Source organism: Steroidobacter sp. (assembly GCF_036402275.1).
GTDB lineage: Bacteria > Pseudomonadota > Gammaproteobacteria > Steroidobacterales > Steroidobacteraceae > Steroidobacter.
Map to the genome: position 1 here is coordinate 82,097 of NZ_DASWTF010000030.1, position 19,982 is coordinate 102,078.

Below are 19,982 nucleotides of genomic sequence, written 5' to 3' on the forward strand. Positions count from 1 at the left end.
TTATCTCACACGCAGCAGCACGTACACGGCGCCGCTGCCGCCGTCGACCTGTCGGGCCGAGCCGAAGGCCTGGATGGCGTCGATTCGTTGCAGCCACTGATTCACCACGTTCTTGAGCACCGGGCCGCGAGGTCCGGAGCGACGGCCCTTGCCGTGAACGATGCGGACGCAGCTCATGCGTCTAACCACGGCCTCCGTGATGAATTCGCGCAAGGCCGCCTTGGCCTCGGCGCCGGTCATGCCGTGCAAGTCGATTTCGGCATCGACGGTATAGTGCCCACGACGCAGCTTGGTCAGCACACCTTCCGGGATGTGAGGCCGGCGAAAACTCAGCTCGTCGCCGCTCTCGAGCGCGGCTTCGTCGGTGGGCGGCAGCAGACTTTCCTTCAGGACTTCGGCCTGGTCAGCCCTGGTAAAGCGGGCACGCGGCTCCGGCTTCGGCCCGGAAGGCGGAAGCTTGTCGGTATTCCGCAGGCGGCGCACGTCGCGCATCGCCTCACGAAAGGTCTGCCGGTCGTGATCCCGATCGTCGTTCACCCATTACTCCATAAATCGAGCCACGTCATGAAGTTGAGGCTCGGTTTCCAGTATAGTTCCGCGCCGCCAGCGTCCATCGACCCTGCCAACTCGTGAAGATCCTTCTCAGCAATGATGACGGCTATCGCGCCGAGGGCTTGCGCGCCCTGGGCCATGCGCTCGCGCCTCTGGCGGACATTACCGTGGTCGCGCCAGACCGCAACCGCAGTGGGGCCAGTAACTCACTGACGCTCGATGTGCCGCTTCGGGTCCTGCCGTTCGAGGAGCGCAAATTCCTGGTCGTCAACGGCACGCCCACCGACTGCGTGCATCTCGCGATCTCTGGCCTGTTCGAGGGCGAGACCGATCACGACATGGTCGTTTCGGGCGTGAACGACGGCGCCAATCTCGGCGACGATGTGCTGTACTCCGGCACCGTCGCCGCGGCCATCGAAGGCCGCTTTCTCGGCTTGCCGGCCATGGCGGTGTCGCTGGTCATTCAGCCGAACTCCGGCAATCACTTCGAAACGGCCGCGCGCGTTGCCGCCGAGCTGGTGATGCGCATTCAGCGCACGCCGCTGCATCAGGCCACCATCCTGAACGTGAATGTGCCCGATGTTCCTTACGAGCAGCTGCAGGGCTATCAGGCGACGCGCCTGGGATTTCGTCATCGCTCCGAGCCCATCGTTCGCATGGCGGATCCGCGCGGTCGGCCCGTGTACTGGGTCGGTCCGGCAGGCGGCAGTCAGGATGCGGGGCCGGGCACTGATTTTCATGCCGTGGCCAATAACTATGTGTCGGTCACGCCGCTGCAGATCGATCTGACTCGCCATTCGATGCTCGAGGACATGCACAACTGGCTGCAGGGGCGTCCTGAATGAAGCCGCCTGCACCACCCCAGAAACCACCCAGTCGCGGTGGCGATCGCGCAGGCATCGGCATGACGTCCGCTCGCACGCGCGAACGTCTGGTTCAGCGTCTGCGCGATCAGGGCATCATGAATCCGGCGGTGCTGGATCAGATTCGTAACGTGCCGCGACATTTGTTTGTCGACGAAGCGCTCGCCACTCGCGCATACGAGGACACGGCGCTGCCGATCGGGCACGGTCAAACCATCTCACAACCGTTCGTCGTCGCGCGCATGACCGAAGCGATGATCGAGGCGGGCACGCCGGGCAAAGTGCTGGAGATCGGCACGGGCTGCGGTTATCAAACAGCGGTGATGTCGCCGCTGGTGCGTTTCATATACAGCATCGAGCGCATCGGCGCCTTGCAGGAGCGCGCGCGCCAGCGGTTGCGGGAACTGAATATCTCCAATGTCCATTTACGTCACGGGGACGGCTTCCAGGGCTGGAGCGGGCACGCACCTTATGACGCAATCCTGATGGCGGCCGCGCCGCTGGCGATTCCCGAAGTGTTGTTCGGGCAGCTGGCGCCGGGCGGTCGTCTGATCGCGCCCGTGGGCCCCGAAGGTCGTCAGCAGCTGGTGCGCATCACTCGTCGTGGCGACGAATTTCACAAGGAGACGCTGGGGTTGGTCAGCTTCGTTCCGTTGCTGAAGGGCCTGAACTGAGGCCGGCCGTGAGATGCAGATGGCTCGCGCCGCTGCTGCTCGGTCTGGCGTTGCTCGCCGGCTGTGCTTCCAATCCCGAACGTCCTGCGACTTATCTGGTGAAGCGCGGCGACACGCTGTATTCGATCGCGTTTCGTCACAAGCTCGATTACAAAGACCTGGCGCGCTGGAATCGCATCGGCCGGGATTATGTGATTCATGCGGGGCAGACCCTGCGTTTGTATCCGCCGACCGGCGGCAGTGCGCGCGCCTCGACTCCAGGACCGAAGACCGCGAGCAGACCGGCCGCACCCCCAAAAGCCAACGCTAAACCGAAGCCAAAACCGAAATCTTCAGCACCGCGGCAGCCAGCGATTCCCGCAGGCCCGCCCGTGAAATGGCTGTGGCCAGTGAGCGATGGCAAGGCCACGCTCACATCTCGCCCCAATGGAGGGCATGGGCTGATGATCGTCGGACGGCTCGGTGAAGACATTCGCGCAGCCGGCAGCGGGCGCGTGGTGTATACCGGTTCGGGCCTGCTGGGTTATGGCCAATTAGTCATCGTTAAGCACAACGAAAGCTATCTGAGCGCGTACGGTCATTTGCAGTCAGTCCTGATCAAAGAGGGCGACGCGGTGTCGGCGGGGCAGCGCATCGCCACCATGGGAAACGGACCGCAGGGCTCGCCGCTGCTGTATTTCGAGATCCGGATCAACGGCACGCCGGGCAATCCGCTGTCGTTGCTCCCGCCACGGTCATGACGGCCGATGGCCCCCTGGGACTTTCGCGATGCGAACAACAGTTGCGCTATGCGCGATCGTGTGTCTAAATCCGCCCCCAACATGTCGGCTCTTACACACACCCGTCTGGGGTGACTTGGAGAAGACGCGGGGGCGGAGGGGGATTCGAGGAAACAGCGCGAAGAAGAAAAATAGCAAAAGAAAAAGAATATTCCGTCAGGCGACGACTCCAGTGGAGCGGCCGGGCGAGTTGGGTCGAACGATCTTCAGTCCCTCGCGTCTTCTCCCGGTCATCCTGGCATCAGGGTGACCGGGAGAGATTCTTGAATCAGTCAGTGACTCTCTCCTGCCAATAGCGCCGCGACCACGGTGCGTCCCTCGCTTGCCAGGATGTTATAGGTCCGGCAGGCCGCTCCCGTATCCATCACCTCGCAACCTATTCCGCGCGATAACACTGCGCCGATGATCTCGGGCGCGGGGAACTGCTGGCGCGGACCTGAGCCGATCACCACGACTTCGGGCTTCATTCCTATCACCTGCTGCAGATCGTCCAGCGTCAGATCGGCGACGGTTTGCGGACGCCAGTCGCTGACGATCTGGTCCGCGGTCACCAGGCAGCTGCCGCGAACGACAGTCTCGCCGATGCGAATCTCGCCGGGGGCATAAGAGCGGATCAGATTGATGCCGCCAATTTTCTCGTCGGTCAGTTTCATTCGGCTACCATAGCGCAGGTTGTCGCCGCCGCGCTGAAGATGTTGAACACGTTGACGTTGATCATTCCTGGCCTGAATCCCTTACGCGCGGGGGAGGAGGAAGGTGCCACTCATTGGCCCCAACTCGCACGGCTCGCCGGGCGAGGCTCGGTCAGCAAGCGACCGAGCAATCCGGCCCACGACGCCCTGCATGCGGCCGTGCTCGACGCACTTCAACTGCGCGATGCTGCCGATAAGTTTCCGAGCGCCCCAGTGATCCGCACCGCCATGAGTGGCGAGCGCGCTGGTGGTTTCTGGCTGCGCGCCGAGCCGATACACTTCGCGGCGGGTTTGGATCGGCTGACGACGGTGCCGCTGCGAGGCGCCGCTCGCATGAGCGCGGCTGAACGGGCAGCGCTGTCGCCGATCTTCGTCGAGCATCTGCAGGCCACCGGTTTCGAATTGCACGACGGCGCGGAGGGCGAATGGCTCCTGCGCAGCGAGCCCTTGCAAGTTCAGACCGTCAGCCCGGAGTTCGCTGCCGCGAATCCGATGGAGCAGATTTTGCCGCGCGGTCGCGATGCCGGCGGGCTACGGCGCTTGATGACGGAGATGCAGATGTTGTTACACGAGCATCCGGTCAACGTGCAGCGACAGGCCCGAGGCTTGCCGGCGCTGAATGCGATATGGGTGCATGGGGAAGGAATGTTGAGTGACGTGAAGGCGAGGTCGTTGCCGGCGGCGTGCGGCGACGATGTTTATTTGCGAGGTGTCTATCGCCTGCATGATCAGTCCGTGAGCGACAAACCTGTCGATGCCGCTGCGCTGCTGAAGCAGGTCGCAGGACCGGTGCTTGCTGTCATCGATGCGCCCGATCTTGAAACTTTCGAATCCGATTGGCTCGCTCCGCTGAGCCGCGCGCTGTTGAGCGGCGCCATCGCCCGACTCACTTTGATCCTCGAGGAATGGCAAGTGACGACTGATCGCGCCGCCATGTTCAAGCTGTGGCGCCGCGAATTGCCGCCGGCGAAATGGGCCGCATGTTGAACCGCACGATTCGTCGTCGCGAGGCAGGTGGGTCGCTCGCTCTGCCCACCGATCTGCATCCGCTGCTGCGACGTTTGTATGCTAATCGCGGCGTCAACGAAGCTGACGATCTCGATCTCGGCCTGGCGAAACTGATTCCGGTCAGCCGTCTGGGTGGCGTCGATGCGGCAGTGAATTTGCTCTGCGAACATTTCCGTCGCGGCAGTCGCATCGTGGTCGTGGGCGACTTCGACGCCGACGGCGCGACCAGCACGGCTCTAGTGGTCCGTCAGCTGAAGCGTCTCGGCTTCAAGCAAGTCGACTTCCTCGTGCCCAATCGATTCCAGTATGGCTACGGCCTCACGCCAGAGATCGTGCAGCTCGCGGCGGAGGCGCAGCCTGGGCTGATCGTTACAGTCGACAACGGCATCTCAAGTCACGCGGGCGTCGCTATGGCCACCGCGCTCGGCATCGAGACGCTGATCACCGATCATCATCTGGCGCCCGCGTCGGTGCCGGCTGCCAACGCCATCGTCAATCCGAATGCGCCGGGCGACACGTTTCCGAGCAAGGCATTGGCGGGCGTGGGAGTGGCGTTTTATTTGATGGCGGCGCTGACGCGAACCATGCAGGAGCGGGAGCTGTGCGCCAATCCGCCGCCGGTTGCGGATTTGCTCGACCTGGTGGCGCTCGGCACGGTCGCGGATCTGGTGCCGCTGGATAGAAACAATCGCGTGCTGGTTCACCAGGGCCTGCGTCGGATCCGCGCGGGTCGCTGTGTCGCGGGCATTCATGCCTTGCTCGAAGCGGCGAACTGCGTTCCATCGCAAGTGGTCGCGGCGCATCTGGGGTATCAGATCGGGCCGCGCTTGAACGCGGCCGGCCGCCTCGACGACATGTCCATCGGCATTCAATGTTTGCTGACGGACGATCCGAACTCAGCCCGTTTGCTGGCCGCGCGCTTGACGCAGTTGAACAGCGATCGCAAGGAGCTCGAGCTGCAGATGCAGCAGGAAGCGCTGATGGCCATCGCGGACATGCGCGCCGAAGATCCGCAGCTGCCGCTCGGGCTATGTTTGTTCGACGAGTCGTGGCACCAGGGTGTCGTCGGACTCGTGGCGTCGCGTGTGAAAGAGCGCGTCAACCGGCCGGTGATCGCGCTGGCTCGGGCCGATGCGAATATGTTGAAAGGATCGGCGCGTTCCGTGTCCGGCGTGCATATTCGCGACGTGCTCGACGCGGTCGCGACTCGCCATCCGGGGTTGATCGAGAAGTTCGGCGGTCACGCGATGGCGGCCGGGCTGACGCTGCCCGCGGCAACCTTGGAACAATTCCGCGCCGAGTTCGATGCCGAGGTGCGGCGGTGGATGAGCGTGGAAGACACCATCGGCGTGGTTCATTCCGACGGCAGCCTGCAACAGGACGAGCTGACGCTGGACGTCGCACGCCTGCTGCAGCAGGCCGGCCCGTGGGGTCAGTCGTTTCCCGAGCCGCTGTTCGACGGCTGCTTCGAAGTCCGCAACGTGCGAATTCTCGGCGAGCGGCACCTGAAGCTGGAAGTCCGGAGTGGGGTAGGCCCGAGCTGCGAGGCTATCGCGTTCCGGCATTTCGATCACGACGACGCGCCGCACGTGGAGCCGGAGTCCCGGGTGGAGCTGGCCTACCGGCTGGACGTGAACCGGTACAACGGCTCGGAACGGCTGCAGCTGGTCGTTGAATATCTGCGTGTGCTCTGAGCCCCCTCGCGGGCAGCGTTTCATGTGCTAGCATCGCCGTCCCGCTTTTTCCAGCCCATTCGCACGCATTCCATGGAAATCAATCCCATCCGCCGTTTCATCGAAGACCTCACCGAGCGCAGCGGGGCGCTGAGGAGGTTTCTTTGACTACGACAACAAGAGCGAACGCCTCGCGGAAGTAAGCCGCGAGCTGGAAGATCCCGCAATCTGGAACACGCCCGACCGCGCCCAGGAGCTCGGTAAGGAGCGCGCGCGCCTGGATCAGATCGTCGGCACGCTCGATAAGGTCGGCAACGGCCTGAAGGACGCCGCCGAGCTGCTCGAAATGGCCGCCGCCGAGAACGAGCCGTCGGCCGTGGCCGATGTGGAGCGCGATCTCGCCGCCATCGACGCGCAACTCAAGAAGCTGGAGTTCCAGCGCATGTTCCCGGGCGAGATGGATCCGCACAGCTGCTTCCTCGACATCCAGGCCGGCGCCGGCGGCACCGAGGCTCAGGACTGGGCGCAGATGCTCATGCGCATGTACCTGCGCTGGGGCGACCAGCATGGCTTCAAGACCGAGGTCGAGGAAGTCAGCGACGGCGAAGTCGCGGGCATCAAGAGCTGCACCATCAACTTCAGCGGCGAGTATGCCTACGGCTGGCTGCGCACCGAGACCGGCGTGCATCGCCTGGTCCGCAAGTCGCCGTTCGATTCGAACGCGCGGCGGCACACGTCGTTCGCGTCCGTGTTCGTCTCGCCGGAAATCGACGACGACATCCAGATCGCCATCAACCCGGCTGACCTGAAGACGGACGTGTACCGATCGAGCGGCGCCGGCGGTCAGCACGTCAACAAAACCGAATCCGCCGTGCGTATCACGCACATGCCCACCGGCATCGTGGTGGCCTGCCAGGCCGAGCGCAGCCAGCACAAAAATCGCGACAAGGCGATGAAGATGTTGAAGGCCAAGCTGTACGAGCTGGAAGTCAACAAGCGCAATGCTGCCGCCAAAGTGCTCGAGGACTCCAAGTCCGACGTGAGCTGGGGCAACCAGATCCGTTCCTACGTCCTCGACCAGTCGCGCATCAAGGATCTGCGCACCAACGTCGAAGTCGGCGCGACCGACAAAGTGCTCGACGGCGATCTCGATCCGTTCCTCGAAGCGAGCCTGAAGCAGGGACTGTAAAACATGTCCGAACAATCGAAGAACACGACTCCGCCGGCTACCGAGGCGGTCGATGAGAACAAGCTGATCGCCGAGCGGCGCGCCAAGCTGGAGAAACTGCGGGGCGGCGTCGCGTTCCCGAACGATTTCCGTCGCGATGCGCTGGCGGATCAGTTGCTGACGGCTTATGCCGATCGCGCGCCGGAGTGGTTCGATCAGAACACGGTGCGTGTGAAGGTCGGCGGCCGCATGATGGTCAAGCGCGTCATGGGCAAGGCGAGCTTTGCCAAGATCGCGGATCGCACCGGTGAGATTCAGCTGTTCGTGCAGAGCGCGGCAATCGGCCCGGTGTATGACGACTTCAAGACCTGGGACGTGGGCGATGTTCTCGGCGCCGAAGGCACGCTGTTCATCACCAAGACGGGCGAGCTGTCAGTCAAGGTCGAGAAGCTGCGGCTGCTAACCAAGTCGCTGCGGCCGCTGCCGGACAAGTGGCACGGTCTGTCGGATCAGGAAACGCGTTATCGCCAGCGTTACGTCGATCTCATCGTCAGCCCGGAGAGCCGGCAGACGTTCCGGACGCGCACGCGGATCGTGAAGTACCTGCGTGATTTTCTGGACGCGCTCGATTTCTTGGAAGTCGAGACGCCGATGATGCAGGCAATCGCGGGCGGCGCGGTGGCGCGGCCGTTCGTCACGCATCACAACCAGCTCGACATCGATTTATATCTGCGCATCGCGCCGGAGCTTTATCTGAAGCGTCTGGTGGTCGGCGGATTCGAGCGCGTGTACGAGATCAATCGCAACTTCCGCAACGAGGGTGTGTCGACGCGGCACAATCCCGAGTTCACGATGCTGGAGTTGTATCAGGCGTACGCGGACTACACGGATTTGATGAATCTGGTGGAGCGGATGTGCCAGGGGTTGTGCGACACCATTCTGGGCACGCGACAGATCAAGTATCAGGACGAGGTGTACGACTTCGGTCAACCGTTCCGTCGTGTCACGGTCGAGGATCTGGTCGTGCATTTCAATCCGGGCATCGAGCGTTCCAAGCTGCGTGACATCGAATACCTGCGGGCTCACTGCGATAAGTTGGGCGTTCCGTATTCGCAGGGCGACGGGCCGGGCAAGCTGCAGATCGAGATCTTCGAGAAGACCGCCGAGCATCGCTTGCTGGCGCCTACGTTCGTTTACGGCTACCCCACGGAAGTGTCGCCGCTGTCCCGCCGCAACGACTCGGATCCCTTCATCACCGATCGCTTCGAGTTCTTCGTCGGCGGCCGCGAAATCGCCAACGGCTTCTCCGAGTTGAACGATCCCGAAGACCAGGCACAGCGATTCAAAGATCAGCTCGCGCGCAAGACCGCGGGCGATGAAGAGGCTATGCAGTACGACGCCGATTACATCCGCGCTCTGGAGTATGGCCTGCCGCCGACTGCGGGGTTGGGCGTGGGTATCGATCGCTTGGTGATGTTGTTCACCAACTCACCGTCGATCCGCGACGTTCTGTTGTTCCCCTATATGCGGCCCGAGGCGTAAGCGCGCGACCGTTCCAGTCCGCGCTTAGCGTGGGAGCCCTCGGTCAACGACCGCCGAGGGCGACCCGACCGTCCGGAGCCGAACTCCTCAGCTTGCGGCTCGACGGAATTTAACATTCGGCGTTTCCACAGAAACGTCATGTTCCCGACCCCATCATTTTGCCAGCCGCTGCAATTTAACAGCTTACGTTCCAGCTGGAGGGTGCTCTTCTTCTGGCCTCGGGTCAACGCGGCTGCGCCGCTTAGAGACTAGCGGGCGCTGTCGGCGTTCCATGCGCCCCAGCGTTTGGCGCCGGCGGATGTCTTGCCTTGCTCGCGCAGGTGGCGAGTGCCTAACATCCGGCTGGAGTTCGCGCGCGTTGCTCGCGGAAAGTCGTGCTGTCTAGAGCAAGCAACATGAGTCATGAAAGGGAGTGTGGTAATCAATGAGCGGCAGAGGCGCCTTGGTATTCGTTGGCAAGTCGATAGCATTTGCACTGATCTCGGGGCTTGTCTGGGGCTTGATCCTGATCTTTATCGCAAGCTTTTCGACTCGCCATCGCGGCAGTTCGTCCTCATCCGAGGAGAGGGACAGAATGACACAGCAAATGGATGCGTATGACAGGCAAGTAAAAGAGGCCCAGGAGCAATTGGAACGCAGCGCGCAGCAGCAGGAACGCACGGCAAATCTGCTTGATAGACAAGAACGACTGTATGCGGAGCAAGAGCAACTGCAAAGACGATTCGCGGCCATTCTGGATAAATGGGAAAAGCTTCCCAGTAAGTAAAGAGCTCTGACAACGTGTTTCAAGAGCCAACGCGCGGGGATCTCTCGTATTCGTGCAAGCGAAATGCGCTGAGGAAACGTGAGTGACTCCGGCCAATGACATCGAAACCAAACAATGGAGCCGACGCGACCTTGCCGCGATAGTGCGGGAAAGAGCCCCTGCAATCATTGCAAGGGTTCGAAGTAAAGTTCAGGATAGCCCGGTGGTCAGAATCTGTAGATTCTCCCGGTCAAGCGGAGCTGAACGTTAGGCATCAAGGAGAAGCATGTGGGCGACAATCAAACTGAGACCCGTGAACGCTTCCTCGCCGCATGGCGAGCGCGCATGAACTACCACGACATGGAAGATAAGCAACGAGAGATCCGTGAACACTCCCTTGGCAATGGGGTGGCATTGGGCTCTGGACTAGGCCTGGCTATTGGCGCCGGTTTCGGGGCCGCCTTAGGCAACTTAGCATGGGGTATTGGCATCGGCCTCTCCATTGGCGCTGGCATCGGCATCGCACTCGGTGCGGCCCAGGGCGACAAGCACGCCAAGGCGGTGCAAGAACCATCCGCCATACGTGGCAGTCGTAGCGTCTGACAAGGGAATGGAGTCCGCGCGCTGCGCGCGCCTGACTCGCAAAAGCGAGGCGCTTTTGCTCGCGGCAGGGCTGATTGCCCCAGTCGCAACATCGTCCTGCATCTTCTCATGCGGACTTTTCGGCTGTGGTAGCGATGTAGGCGAGAGGTCGGCTCGACGGAATTTTACATTCGGCGTTTCCGCAGAAACGTGACGTTCCCATCTCGCCTTTACTTGCTAGCGCTGGAATTTAACAGTTCGCACTCCAGCTGGAGGGGGCGCCGGCTCGAGCGCCGAAGTCGCGCTTCCTCCGTTCTATAATCTAGGCGTGATGTTTCCACTAACCGAGGTAACTCATGCAAGGCGTTAGGGGTCAGCAATGGAAGCGCCAAGAAACTTCGCCGTTCTGATAGCAGCATTGATGCTTGCGATCGGGGTGCCCATGTACATCGTTTCCGCGCAGACTCATCAAGGTCTGCCACCCGAACGTCTCCCTGGAGAAGTGTGGGAGCGCGGTGACGGTCTCGGTTACAACGTCTCGTTGAATCTGGGTAAGGATGGAAAGTACATCGCACGGTGGGTCGGGTGTCTCGGCGAGTACGGTCGCTCCGAAGGGACGTGGCGCGAGGTAGACGGCGGAATCGAGCTTGACGCCTCTCGCGAAGCGGGAATGATGCAGGGCCATTTGCGACGCCTGGAGCGAATTGTGCTGGGAGGAGAGGCAAGGCTGGTTCCTCCAGAAGAGGTCGATGAAGCCAAGCGCTTCGATGTCGGCGAGCCACTCAGTAATTTCTATGCTTTCAAAATTGCGCGACTGGTCGAGGATGCGTCGGCCTCTGACAAAACTATGGAGGCGGCGCGGTGACAGTCTCGGAGCTTCATCCAACATCCACTCGCCGCGCGGATCATTCGCGGCGTTGGGCGCAATGCAGGGGTGCGAATGAAATACTTGGCGGTCGCGTCTGATGCCCGGCGTTCGGCGGGGCGCGCGATGTTTGTGATACAGACTCTCGTACGGCTCGCGGCGTGGCTCATGGGCTCGTTCGCTGTACTCAGCGGGCTGATGGATATCATGGGATTTGTTCCTTATTCGAACCAGATGCCTGCATGGACATCGCGCCTCACATCATCCCTCCCGGTGATGGTGGGCGGAGTTATTCTTCTGATTCCAATGAGTCGTTTCTTGCTTGGACGCCGATACGCGTTGCTCGCACTCGGCTATGGCGCTTTGGTGCTCGCGGCGGCGATAATGGCTGCGCAGGGAATCCTCGTGTATCTCGGGGGAGGAAGACACTGGGCTATCGTTCCCTCATCGCTCGTTCTTCTCTCGATTCCGCTCGCGAATGCGCTGTTGCTGTGGTGGTCGCATCGGGCCGCGGCATTACGAACGTCATGCCCGCAGTGAAAGTGGAGATCGTGCGGTTCGTGGACGAGCACCAACCCGGCTTCGTGGAGTGCCGGCTCACCGACGCTTCAGGCGCATTGCATACGTTTATAGAGAAAGTGCCGGTCGTGACGGATGAGAGCTTATGGACAGACCCTAAGTATCCATGCACGGGCGCCATCGCATGTCGTCTGAATGGTGAGTTTCGCGATTCGGCTGGCCGGTTGCTGGTTCGCATCGATACCGAGGAGCCTCACGGGATTGAGAGCACTTTGGGAGAAAGCAGCTTTGTTGTGTTGTTTTCTCAGGTCATTGGTCGGAGGGCAGGGCCGTGAGCGTGCTGCCCAATAAATTTGGGGAGCTTACGCTGCGATCGAGCGCCAACCATGGAGGAGGCGATAAAGATGGTGTCGAAAGTTCCCTGCGCTGTGGCATATGGCGTCGTCGAGGTTTGGCCTCTCGAACAAGCGACGGATGCAACGCACGCGTCTGAGCGCAGGCATTAGGGCTCACTATGGAGTGGCTTCCGGCGTTGGTTGTATATGTGGTCGCGGCGGCGGTGCATGCATTGATGCAGAGGCGCGAGTTCGCACGGGATCCGGCGAAGGCGCATAGATATGCCGTGCTTCCGCTTCGCTACAAGCTGACCTGTTGGTGTTTGGTCTTGCCATTGATCGTTGCCGTTCCCATGGTCACCTGGCTTGTCTTCAATTCGCCCTTTTTGGCTGTATTGGCGCACGCTCTAGGGTTGGCTGCATTCACTGGCCTGGAGATCGCGTGTGTGTCTGTTTATCGGAGGAACGGACTGTGGAACTGAGCTCTAACGATCGCGTCGAGTTTGCGCGCCTTGCGCGCCCGACTCGCAAAGGCGAGGCGCCTTGCTCGCGGCTCACGCGGGACGTTGGGTTGCTTGAAATGGATACTCGAAAGACTTTGCAGAGAGTAGGAGCAGTAGCAGCGTGGTCCGCGCTTGCAGCGACAGTCGTTGCGCTAGCCTTTCGTTCTATCGTTTGGGCGAGCTGGATTCCTTACCCAGGCGATCCGTACGGCCCCTCAGATATGCTGGAATTTCTTATAGGGTGCTTCATCATCGCCATCAGTTCGGTATGTGTTCTGGTGGGCGTCGCATTGCTTGCAGCACAACCTCGCTCGTTTTGCGTGCTCGCGGCAGGGCTGATTGCGCCAGTCGCATACATCGTTCTGCATCCTCTCATGCCAACCTTTCGGCTGTGGTAGCGGTGTAGGCAAGAGGCATGAACGAAGTGGAATGGCTGAGCAGCGACGATGCCGGTGCGATGCTCGAATACCTGTTTCATCAGCGACGTAACTCGTACAACGGTGCGGGCGAAGGACTCACACGCTCGCTCCATCGATTCTATTTGGCATCCTGCCGCGGCATCTGGCCGCTCTTGCCGCAGGAGGCTAGCCGCAAGGGTGTCGAACTCTCGGAGCAGTTCCTGGCAGGGAAGGCGACCGCCGAACAACTGAGCGAGTACAACTGGCACACAGAGGCAGCGGCGTTCCGCATCGATTATGCCGACGCTGACGATGATATGGATGTTGCACGCTGGGTCGCGGAGGTCAAGGCGCTGCCTGCCCAAGAACTGCGCGCCATGCTCCATCCGCCAAGCGCAGCTGATGAGGCCGAACCGCGTGAATTGCTCAAGCAGGCCGCGTACTTCGCGGACTACGCAATGAGCTACCAGAACCTTCGACGGCCCGAGCCGCCGCCAATGAGCTATCGACCGTTCCTGTCGGCTGAGATCCTGCGACAGTATGTTGCATACCCGGGGCCGGTCGGGGAGTAACGGCCCAAACAGCAAGCGCCAGATGCGGTAAATCTGCACGTCCGCATCCGTGGGTGTTCTCGGTGAGCGATCGCCGAGGGCGACCCGACCGCTCCCAACCCGGTTTGAGCGCCGATGTCGCGCTTTCTCCGTAATCTGGCCGTGATGTTCTGCTAACCGAGGTCACTCATGCGCGGCGTTAGAGGTCAGCAATGGAAGCGCCGAGGGGCTTTGCCGTTCTGATAGCAGCATTGATGCTTGCTATCGGGGTGCCCATGTACTTTGCTTCCGGTTGTGCGCGCAGCACACCATCCGAACTTGCGGATGTTGTCTTCAGGCGAGAGCTTGCGCACGTGCCTGCCGAATTCGTGCCATGCTTATCCGTGGACGGAAAGGATTGCTGACTCTGTATTGCTGGATGGTATTCGCAAGCTCAGGCCGGATGTCGTGCTCGGTTCGGAATGCACATATGACATAGGCGGCAGCTATCACCAAACGTCAAGTCGCAAGGCGATGTTGATGGACATCAGGTGCCTATCGAGCACAGCGGTGCATTGCTCCGGGCGCCCAACAAAACGCTGCAAAGGACGCGTCGAAGCAACGCGCCTCTGAACGTTAGCGTCGTCAGGTATCCAAATGGCAGTGATTAGCAGGACGGTCGCGACACTACGCATCTCGGGTGAGGAGCTTGACCCCGAAGAGGTGTCAGCTTTGCTGGGGCATCCGCCTGACAAGGCTCAAAGAAAGGGCGATGAGATCGTCGGTCGAAACACAGGAACTGTGCGAATCGCCAGATTCGGAATGTGGCGACTGCGTGCTCCCGATGCAGAACCTGGCGATCTGGATGCCCAGGTGAGTCACATTCTGGGGAAGCTGACCGACGATCTCACCGTCTGGAAGCACATCGCCTCCCGGTTCCAGGTGGACCTCTTTTGCGGCCTGTTCATGGACAAGGAAATCGAGGGCTTGAGTATGTCACCGAGGTCTCTGCTCCTCTTGGGGGAACGAGGAATTGAGATCGGGCTCGACATCTATTCCGGCGATGGAGAGCAGATGGAGAGTGGCTGACAGCCGAACCGCTTACTCCACAGCGTAGGGCATCGGCACCCGAGTAAGGAGCGCCGTCTGACCATCGACGTGCAGCGGTGCATTGATCTGCGCGAGGCTGATGACCGCGAGGATGTCACAACCATCCTCCGTGGCGACGGCGTCGACGACGTCACCGGCATGCTGCTCGCCAGCCAGCACGCGAGTGCCCGGCGCGGGAACAGCACCCGTGCTGTGAAAAAGAAACATTCGCCGTTTGACCGTGCCGCGGAAATGAGCGCGGGCGATGATTTCCTGGCCGGTGTAGCAGCCCTTCTCGAAGCTGATGCCGCCGAGCAGATCGATGTTCAGCATCTGCGCGACGAACGCTTCGTGGGTTTCCGGATAAACCTGGGGCAAGCCGGCGCGCACTTGTGACAAATGCCACTGATGTTCGCGCGCAGCATCAGCACCACCGGACAGAGAACCGAGGACCATCGCGTCATCGACACCGGGCAACGTGAAGTAACTCACACCGGCGATCTCACGATGCGAGCCAGCGTCCGGCAAAGTCACATCGGCGGGCAGAGCAGAGCGGGGCAGAACACCGAGCTGCAGTTGTTTGGCCGGCTCGATCTTCGCTTTGGCGCGCAGTACGTATTTCCTCAGGCGCACCACAGCGCCATCGACCATCGAGGAGGGGAGGACGAGGGCGATGCCATCGCTTCGCTCCAATAGCCAGAAGACCGCCTGCACGCGCCCCTGCGGGGAATTACAGCAGGCCAGCTGCACTCGATTCGAGCTGAGCGTGTCCAGATCGGCCGTCAGCTGACCTTGCAAATACGCGCGGGCGTCCGCGCCGCTCACCATAATGGCGGCGAGCCGGGGCAGCTGAATCGCAGCGGGGACCGGCGGCGCAACGTCTCCGCCGGGAGAATCGACCCCGGCTCCGGCCGGGACAAAGATAGGGGCAGACATTCGTGGAATCCGAAATCAAGCCTCGCCACAAACGAAAAGCGCACCGTTCCGGCGTGGGGGTGCTTCTGGCACACTACCGGCCGTTCGAAACGGTCACCCGACATCATCGTCCGGTTCAATGGCAGATACAAATTCGCGGCCAGATTCTCGACCCGAGGCCGTCGGCCCGGCCGCCGATATTTCGAGCGCTACCCCCACAGGGACCGACGCCGGCGCCGCAGGTTCCCCGTCGGCCCGTGACAGCCACGCCGTGAAAGAAATCGGCGGTCGCGAAGGCCCGGAGCCGACGCGCTTCGGCGATTGGGAAAAAGCCGGCCGCTGCATCGATTTCTGATTCTCACGACCGTTGTCACTCTTGGCACCCTTGAAGGCCACTTTCGCAGGCATGACTCGCCAGGCACTACTCGCATGAGCAACCCAAAGTTCGAGCGGCCGCTATCGCCGTTCATGATGTATCGATGGCAGTACTCCAACACGCTGTCGATCCTGCACCGGATCACGGGGTGTGCGCTCACCGTCGGGCTGCTGCTGTTTGTTTACTGGCTGGTCGCCGCCGCCAACGGACCCGAGGCATACGCCGAAGCGCAAACTGTGTTCGCGCATCCGCTGACCCGCGTTCTGCTGGTCGGTTTCTCGTTCGCGTTTTTCTATCACCTGCTCAACGGCGTCCGGCACCTGGTGTGGGACACGGGTCATGGCTTCGAAAAGTCCAAGGCGCGCGCCAGCGGCTGGCTGGTGTTCCTGGGCGCGATCGTGCTCACCGCGTTCCTTTGGTTTCTGCTGGTGCGCGGAGGTGCGGTATGAGTCTGCGTAGTCCGGTCGGACGAGTCCTGGGATTGGGCTCGGCGGGCGAGGGTGTCGCTCACTGGTGGACGCTGCGAGTCACTTCGGTGGCGCTGGTCCTGCTCGGCCTCTGGTTTGTGTTCGCGCTGATCGCGCTGCCCGATCGCAGCTATGAGACGGTCACCGCGTGGATCCGTGAACCGTTCAACGCCGTGATGTTGTCGTTGCTGGTGGGCACGACGATTTACCACTCGCTGCTCGGCGTGCAGGAGGTGGTGGAAGACTACGTGAGCGATCACGGAGCCAAGATCGTCACCATGCTCGCGCTGCAGTTCATCCATGTCATTCTGGGCGCTCTCGGCATTTTCTCCGTGCTGCGCATTGCCTTCGGGAGCGCCGCATGAGCGCCTATCAATTCATCGATCATCAGTACGACGTGGTCGTCGTCGGCGCCGGCGGCGCTGGCCTGCGCGCGACGTTCGGCCTCGCGCACTCCGGTCTGTCGGTGGCGTGTTTGACCAAAGTCTTCCCGACGCGCAGTCACACAGTGGCCGCGCAGGGTGGCATCAGCGCTGCGCTCGGCAACATGGGCGAGGACGATTGGCGCTGGCACATGTACGACACCGTCAAAGGCTCGGACTGGCTGGGCGATCAGGACGCCATCGAGTTCATGTGCAAAGAAGCGCCCGGTGCGGTGATCGAACTGGAACACTACGGTGTGCCGTTCTCGCGCACCGATGACGGTCGCATCTACCAGCGTCCGTTCGGCGGCATGACCACGCATTACGGCAAGGGCACCGCGCAGCGTACTTGCGCAGCCGCCGACCGCACGGGTCACGCGATGCTGCATACGTTGTATCAGCAGGCGCTGCGCCACGAAGCGCAGTTCTTCATCGAATATTTCGCCGTCGACCTGATCATGGAAAACGGCGAGTGCCGCGGCGTCGTCGCCATCAACATGGCCGACGGCACGGTGCATCGTTTCCTCGGTCATCAAACGATTCTCGCGACCGGCGGCTACGGCCGCGCGTACTTCTCTTGTACGTCCGCTCACACGTGCACGGGCGACGGCGGCGGCATGGTATTGCGCGCCGGCCTGCCGATGCAGGACATGGAGTTCGTGCAGTTCCATCCCACGGGCATCTACGGCGCCGGATGTTTGATCACCGAAGGCGTACGCGGCGAAGGCGGCATCCTGCGTAACTCGCAAGGCGAGCGCTTCATGGAGCGTTACGCGCCGAATGCGAAAGACCTCGCGTCGCGCGACGTGGTCAGCCGTTCCATGACCATGGAAATTCGTGAAGGCCGCGGCGTCGGTCCTCATAAAGATCACATCTATCTGCACCTCGAGCACCTCGGCGCGGAAGTGATTCACGAGCGTCTGCCTGGCATCGCCGAGACCGCGAAGATCTTCGCCGGCGTCGACGTGACCAAGCAGCCGATTCCGGTGCTGCCGACCGTTCACTACAACATGGGTGGCGTCCCGGCGAACTATCACGGCGAGGTGGTGACGCTGAAGAACGGCAACCCCGACGCGGTGGTGCCGGGCCTCATGGCGGTGGGCGAGGCGGCCTGCGTGTCGGTGCACGGCGCGAATCGCCTGGGCTCGAACTCGCTGCTCGATCTGGTGGTGTTCGGCCGTGAGGCCGCGCGTCACGCCGCCGAGATCGTCAAGCCGAATACCAAACATCGGCCGCTGCCGAAGGACGCGGGCGATTTCGCGCTCAGCCGCATCGACAAGTTCCGCCATGCCAAGGGCGAGCTGAAGACCGCCGAGATCCGTTTGAACATGCAGCGCGTGATGCAGAACCACGCCGCCGTGTTCCGCACCTCCGAATCGCTCAAGGAAGGCGTGGTGAAGATGCAGGAAGTCTTCCAGTCGTTCGAGCAGGTGAACGTGAGCGATCGAGGCATGGTGTGGAACACCGACCTGATCGAAACGCTGGAGCTCGACAACCTGCGCAGCCAGGCCGTCGCGACCATCGTGTCCGCCGAGAATCGCAAGGAAAGCCGTGGCGCGCACGCCCACGAGGACTTCCCGAATCGCGACGACGTGAACTGGATGAAACACACCCTCTCGTGGGTGGATCCGCAGGGCGCGGTGTCGCTGGATTATCGCCCCGTGCACTTGAACACACTGACCAACGACGTAGAGCCCGTTCCGCCCAAGGCGAGGGTGTACTGACCATGGCGCAATTCCGTCTTCCCAAGAACTCCGTTGTCGGCGTCGGCAAGACTTATCCGGCGCCGGCGGGCGCGAAGGACGTGCGGTCCTTCCGCATCTACCGCTTCGATCCGGAGTCGGGTCAGAACCCGCGCTACGACACGTACGAGGTCGACATGGCCACGTGCGGTCCGATGGTGCTGGACGCGCTGATCAAGATCAAAAACGAGATCGATCCGACGCTGACCTTCCGTCGTTCCTGCCGCGAGGGCATCTGCGGCTCGTGCGCAATGAACATCGACGGCGTGAACACGCTGGCCTGCACGCGCGCCACCGAGGACGTGAAGGGCACGGTGAAAATCTTCCCGTTGCCGCACATGCCGGTGATCAAGGACCTCGTGCCGGATCTCACCAATTTCTACGCGCAGTACGCTTCGGTGAAGCCGTGGCTGCAGACCCGCACGCCGGCGCCGCCGGATCGCGAGCGGCTGCAGTCGAAGGAAGATCAGGAGAAGATCGACCGTCCGGCGGCATGCATCCTGTGCGCATGTTGCTCGACCTCGTGCCCGAGCTACTGGTGGAACGGCGATCGTTATCTCGGCCCGGCGGCGCTGCTGGCCGCGTATCGCTGGATCGTCGACACCCGCGACGAGGCGACCGGCGAGCGTCTGGACGAGCTGGAAGATCCGTTCAAGCTGTATCGGTGCCACACCATCATGAACTGCACGGAAGCGTGTCCGAAGGACCTGAATCCGGCCAAGGCCATCGCCGAGATCAAGAAGAAGATGGCTGAGCGCCGGCACTGAGCCGGTCTCGTTGAAGAGGTTTCGTGCAATGAATGCTCCGCCGTCAGCCGGCCAATTGAAGTGGCGTTGCCGGCGGGGCATGCGCGAATTGGACGTGCTGCTCGAACGGTATCTCCAGGAACGGTATCCTTCCGCCCCGGCTGCCGAACAACAGGCCTTTGCAGCATTGCTGGAAGCGCCAGACCCGCAGCTGTTCGCCTATGTAGTGCAACGCGAGGTGCCGGACGATCCGGAATGGGCGCATGTCATTGACCGACTCCGCAACGCTGAACAGAGCTCTAACGATTGACGTCCGGGGTCGACGCTCCGAGCGTCGGCTTGGCGTGCTCGCGTTGCTGTCGCTGCCGGCCGTCGGCGCGTTGTTGCCCGTGCCGTCCGTGGCCGCCATCTCCGTTGTCGTCTTTACCGGCTTGGTCGTGGTCGCCGGCCTTTGGTCGCAAGGATGGCTGGGCCGCGCCCGGCGCGTCACGAACCTCCGCTGGCTGGCGGACGGACGCTGGTTTCTGAGCGACGGCCGTCACGAAAATATTCCCGCCACCTTGAGCGCCGACTCACGCGTTGGTAGTCGTTGGCTGTGGCTCCGGTGGCACACCGACGGCTCGGCTCGCGGCCCGCGGAACCGCTCGATGTTGATTCTCCAGGGCGATCTGCCCGCGCTCGATTTGCGCCGACTCGGCGTACGCCTGCGCCTGGAATCCGTTTCCCCTCAGCCGAGCGGGGCGGATGCGCGATTCGCCGGTGCATGAACGATGAAAGTTGACGGCCGTCACGCATTC

The 19,982-nt window shown here is 61.9% G+C and carries 22 protein-coding genes and 1 pseudogene; 20 read left to right on the forward strand and 3 right to left on the reverse strand.

The genetic code is table 11. From position 1 onward, the window contains the following. Positions 1-537 (reverse strand): Smr/MutS family protein, encoded by a 537-nt coding sequence (locus VGD45_RS14980; RefSeq protein ID WP_331156129.1) that lies wholly within the window; start codon positions 535-537, stop codon positions 1-3. 92 nt (positions 538-629) lie between these two features. Here VGD45_RS14980 and surE point away from each other — a divergent pair, with 92 nt between their 5' ends. Genes surE through VGD45_RS14995 form a run of 3 tightly spaced genes read left to right on the forward strand, consistent with a single transcriptional unit; the run spans position 630 to position 2,829 of the window. After that, positions 630-1,397 carry a 5'/3'-nucleotidase SurE gene (surE, locus tag VGD45_RS14985; RefSeq protein WP_331156130.1) on the forward strand — a complete coding sequence of 256 codons (768 nt, stop codon included), beginning with the start codon at positions 630-632 and terminating at the stop codon, positions 1,395-1,397. Beyond that, the gene (locus tag VGD45_RS14990; RefSeq protein ID WP_349263279.1) at positions 1,394-2,089 is read left to right on the forward strand and encodes a protein-L-isoaspartate(D-aspartate) O-methyltransferase; all 696 of its coding nucleotides are present in this window, start codon (positions 1,394-1,396) and stop codon (positions 2,087-2,089) included. The genes surE and VGD45_RS14990 overlap by 4 nt, the downstream gene beginning before the upstream one ends. A gap of 8 nt (positions 2,090-2,097) precedes the next feature. Continuing rightward, complete coding sequence (locus VGD45_RS14995) at positions 2,098-2,829, forward strand: peptidoglycan DD-metalloendopeptidase family protein (protein WP_331156131.1); 732 nt, start codon at positions 2,098-2,100, stop codon at positions 2,827-2,829. Positions 2,830-3,140: 311 nt separating this feature from the next. Here VGD45_RS14995 and VGD45_RS15000 read toward each other — a convergent pair whose 3' ends face one another. Next, positions 3,141-3,521 (reverse strand): Mth938-like domain-containing protein, encoded by a 381-nt coding sequence (locus tag VGD45_RS15000; RefSeq protein WP_331156132.1) that lies wholly within the window; start codon positions 3,519-3,521, stop codon positions 3,141-3,143. Between the two features lie 39 nt (positions 3,522-3,560). On the opposite strand from VGD45_RS15000, the gene VGD45_RS15005 reads away from it, so the two are divergent. The 10 genes from VGD45_RS15005 to VGD45_RS15050 all read left to right on the forward strand — a co-directional run bounded on the left by VGD45_RS15005 (position 3,561) and on the right by VGD45_RS15050 (position 14,517). Next, a complete protein-coding gene (locus tag VGD45_RS15005; protein WP_331156133.1) occupies positions 3,561-4,547 on the forward strand; it encodes a hypothetical protein in 987 nt (328 codons plus the stop codon). Next, a complete protein-coding gene (gene recJ, locus VGD45_RS15010; RefSeq protein WP_331156134.1) occupies positions 4,541-6,262 on the forward strand; it encodes a single-stranded-DNA-specific exonuclease RecJ in 1,722 nt (573 codons plus the stop codon). Before VGD45_RS15005 ends, recJ begins: the two co-directional genes overlap by 7 nt. A 72-nt stretch (positions 6,263-6,334) precedes the next feature. Next, positions 6,335-7,430, forward strand: a protein-coding gene (gene prfB, locus VGD45_RS15015; protein WP_333783775.1) for a peptide chain release factor 2 whose coding sequence is annotated in 2 segments (ribosomal slippage) — positions 6,335-6,397 and positions 6,399-7,430 — 1,095 coding nt in all. Because the reading frame shifts where the segments join, the coding sequence is not laid out codon by codon here. A 3-nt stretch (positions 7,431-7,433) separates the two neighbouring features. Beyond that, positions 7,434-8,951, forward strand: a complete 1,518-nt coding sequence (gene lysS, locus VGD45_RS15020; RefSeq protein ID WP_331156135.1) for a lysine--tRNA ligase — start codon at positions 7,434-7,436, stop codon at positions 8,949-8,951. Positions 8,952-9,375: 424 nt separating this feature from the next. Continuing rightward, positions 9,376-9,717 (forward strand): hypothetical protein, encoded by a 342-nt coding sequence (locus VGD45_RS15025; protein WP_331156136.1) that lies wholly within the window; start codon positions 9,376-9,378, stop codon positions 9,715-9,717. A gap of 267 nt (positions 9,718-9,984) precedes the next feature. Further along, complete coding sequence (locus tag VGD45_RS15030) at positions 9,985-10,299, forward strand: hypothetical protein (protein ID WP_331156137.1); 315 nt, start codon at positions 9,985-9,987, stop codon at positions 10,297-10,299. 358 nt (positions 10,300-10,657) lie between these two features. Continuing rightward, positions 10,658-11,143 (forward strand): hypothetical protein, encoded by a 486-nt coding sequence (locus VGD45_RS15035; RefSeq protein WP_331156138.1) that lies wholly within the window; start codon positions 10,658-10,660, stop codon positions 11,141-11,143. A 75-nt stretch (positions 11,144-11,218) separates the two neighbouring features. Then, positions 11,219-11,683, forward strand: a complete 465-nt coding sequence (locus VGD45_RS15040; protein WP_331156139.1) for a hypothetical protein — start codon at positions 11,219-11,221, stop codon at positions 11,681-11,683. Between the two features lie 1,241 nt (positions 11,684-12,924). After that, a complete protein-coding gene (locus VGD45_RS15045; RefSeq protein WP_331156140.1) occupies positions 12,925-13,470 on the forward strand; it encodes a hypothetical protein in 546 nt (181 codons plus the stop codon). A 615-nt stretch (positions 13,471-14,085) separates the two neighbouring features. Next, on the forward strand, positions 14,086-14,517 hold the full coding sequence (locus tag VGD45_RS15050; protein ID WP_331156141.1) for a DUF4279 domain-containing protein: 432 nt from the start codon (positions 14,086-14,088) through the stop codon (positions 14,515-14,517). 12 nt (positions 14,518-14,529) lie between these two features. On the opposite strand, the gene VGD45_RS15055 is transcribed toward VGD45_RS15050, so the two are convergent. Continuing rightward, positions 14,530-15,453 carry a hypothetical protein gene (locus tag VGD45_RS15055; RefSeq protein WP_331156142.1) on the reverse strand — a complete coding sequence of 308 codons (924 nt, stop codon included), beginning with the start codon at positions 15,451-15,453 and terminating at the stop codon, positions 14,530-14,532. A gap of 253 nt (positions 15,454-15,706) precedes the next feature. Between VGD45_RS15055 and VGD45_RS34115 the strand changes: the two are divergent. The 7 genes and pseudogenes from VGD45_RS34115 to VGD45_RS15085 form a co-directional block, all read left to right on the forward strand. Then, positions 15,707-15,787 (forward strand): annotated as a pseudogene (locus tag VGD45_RS34115) (DUF1674 domain-containing protein); the annotation flags it as partial. Between the two features lie 74 nt (positions 15,788-15,861). After that, entirely contained in the window at positions 15,862-16,257 is a 396-nt protein-coding gene (gene sdhC, locus VGD45_RS15060; protein WP_331156143.1) for a succinate dehydrogenase, cytochrome b556 subunit, read from the forward strand. Continuing rightward, positions 16,254-16,640: a succinate dehydrogenase, hydrophobic membrane anchor protein gene (sdhD, locus tag VGD45_RS15065; RefSeq protein WP_331156144.1), complete on the forward strand. Its 387-nt coding sequence runs from the start codon at positions 16,254-16,256 to the stop codon at positions 16,638-16,640. Before sdhC ends, sdhD begins: the two co-directional genes overlap by 4 nt. Then, positions 16,637-18,421 carry a succinate dehydrogenase flavoprotein subunit gene (gene sdhA / locus VGD45_RS15070; RefSeq protein ID WP_331156145.1) on the forward strand — a complete coding sequence of 595 codons (1,785 nt, stop codon included), beginning with the start codon at positions 16,637-16,639 and terminating at the stop codon, positions 18,419-18,421. Before sdhD ends, sdhA begins: the two co-directional genes overlap by 4 nt. Positions 18,422-18,423: 2 nt before the next feature. After that, on the forward strand, positions 18,424-19,206 hold the full coding sequence (locus VGD45_RS15075; RefSeq protein WP_331156146.1) for a succinate dehydrogenase iron-sulfur subunit: 783 nt from the start codon (positions 18,424-18,426) through the stop codon (positions 19,204-19,206). Between the two features lie 28 nt (positions 19,207-19,234). Further along, on the forward strand, positions 19,235-19,495 hold the full coding sequence (locus tag VGD45_RS15080; RefSeq protein ID WP_331156147.1) for a succinate dehydrogenase assembly factor 2: 261 nt from the start codon (positions 19,235-19,237) through the stop codon (positions 19,493-19,495). 34 nt (positions 19,496-19,529) lie between these two features. Continuing rightward, positions 19,530-19,952 (forward strand): hypothetical protein, encoded by a 423-nt coding sequence (locus VGD45_RS15085; RefSeq protein ID WP_331156148.1) that lies wholly within the window; start codon positions 19,530-19,532, stop codon positions 19,950-19,952. Positions 19,953-19,982 lie beyond the last annotated feature (30 nt).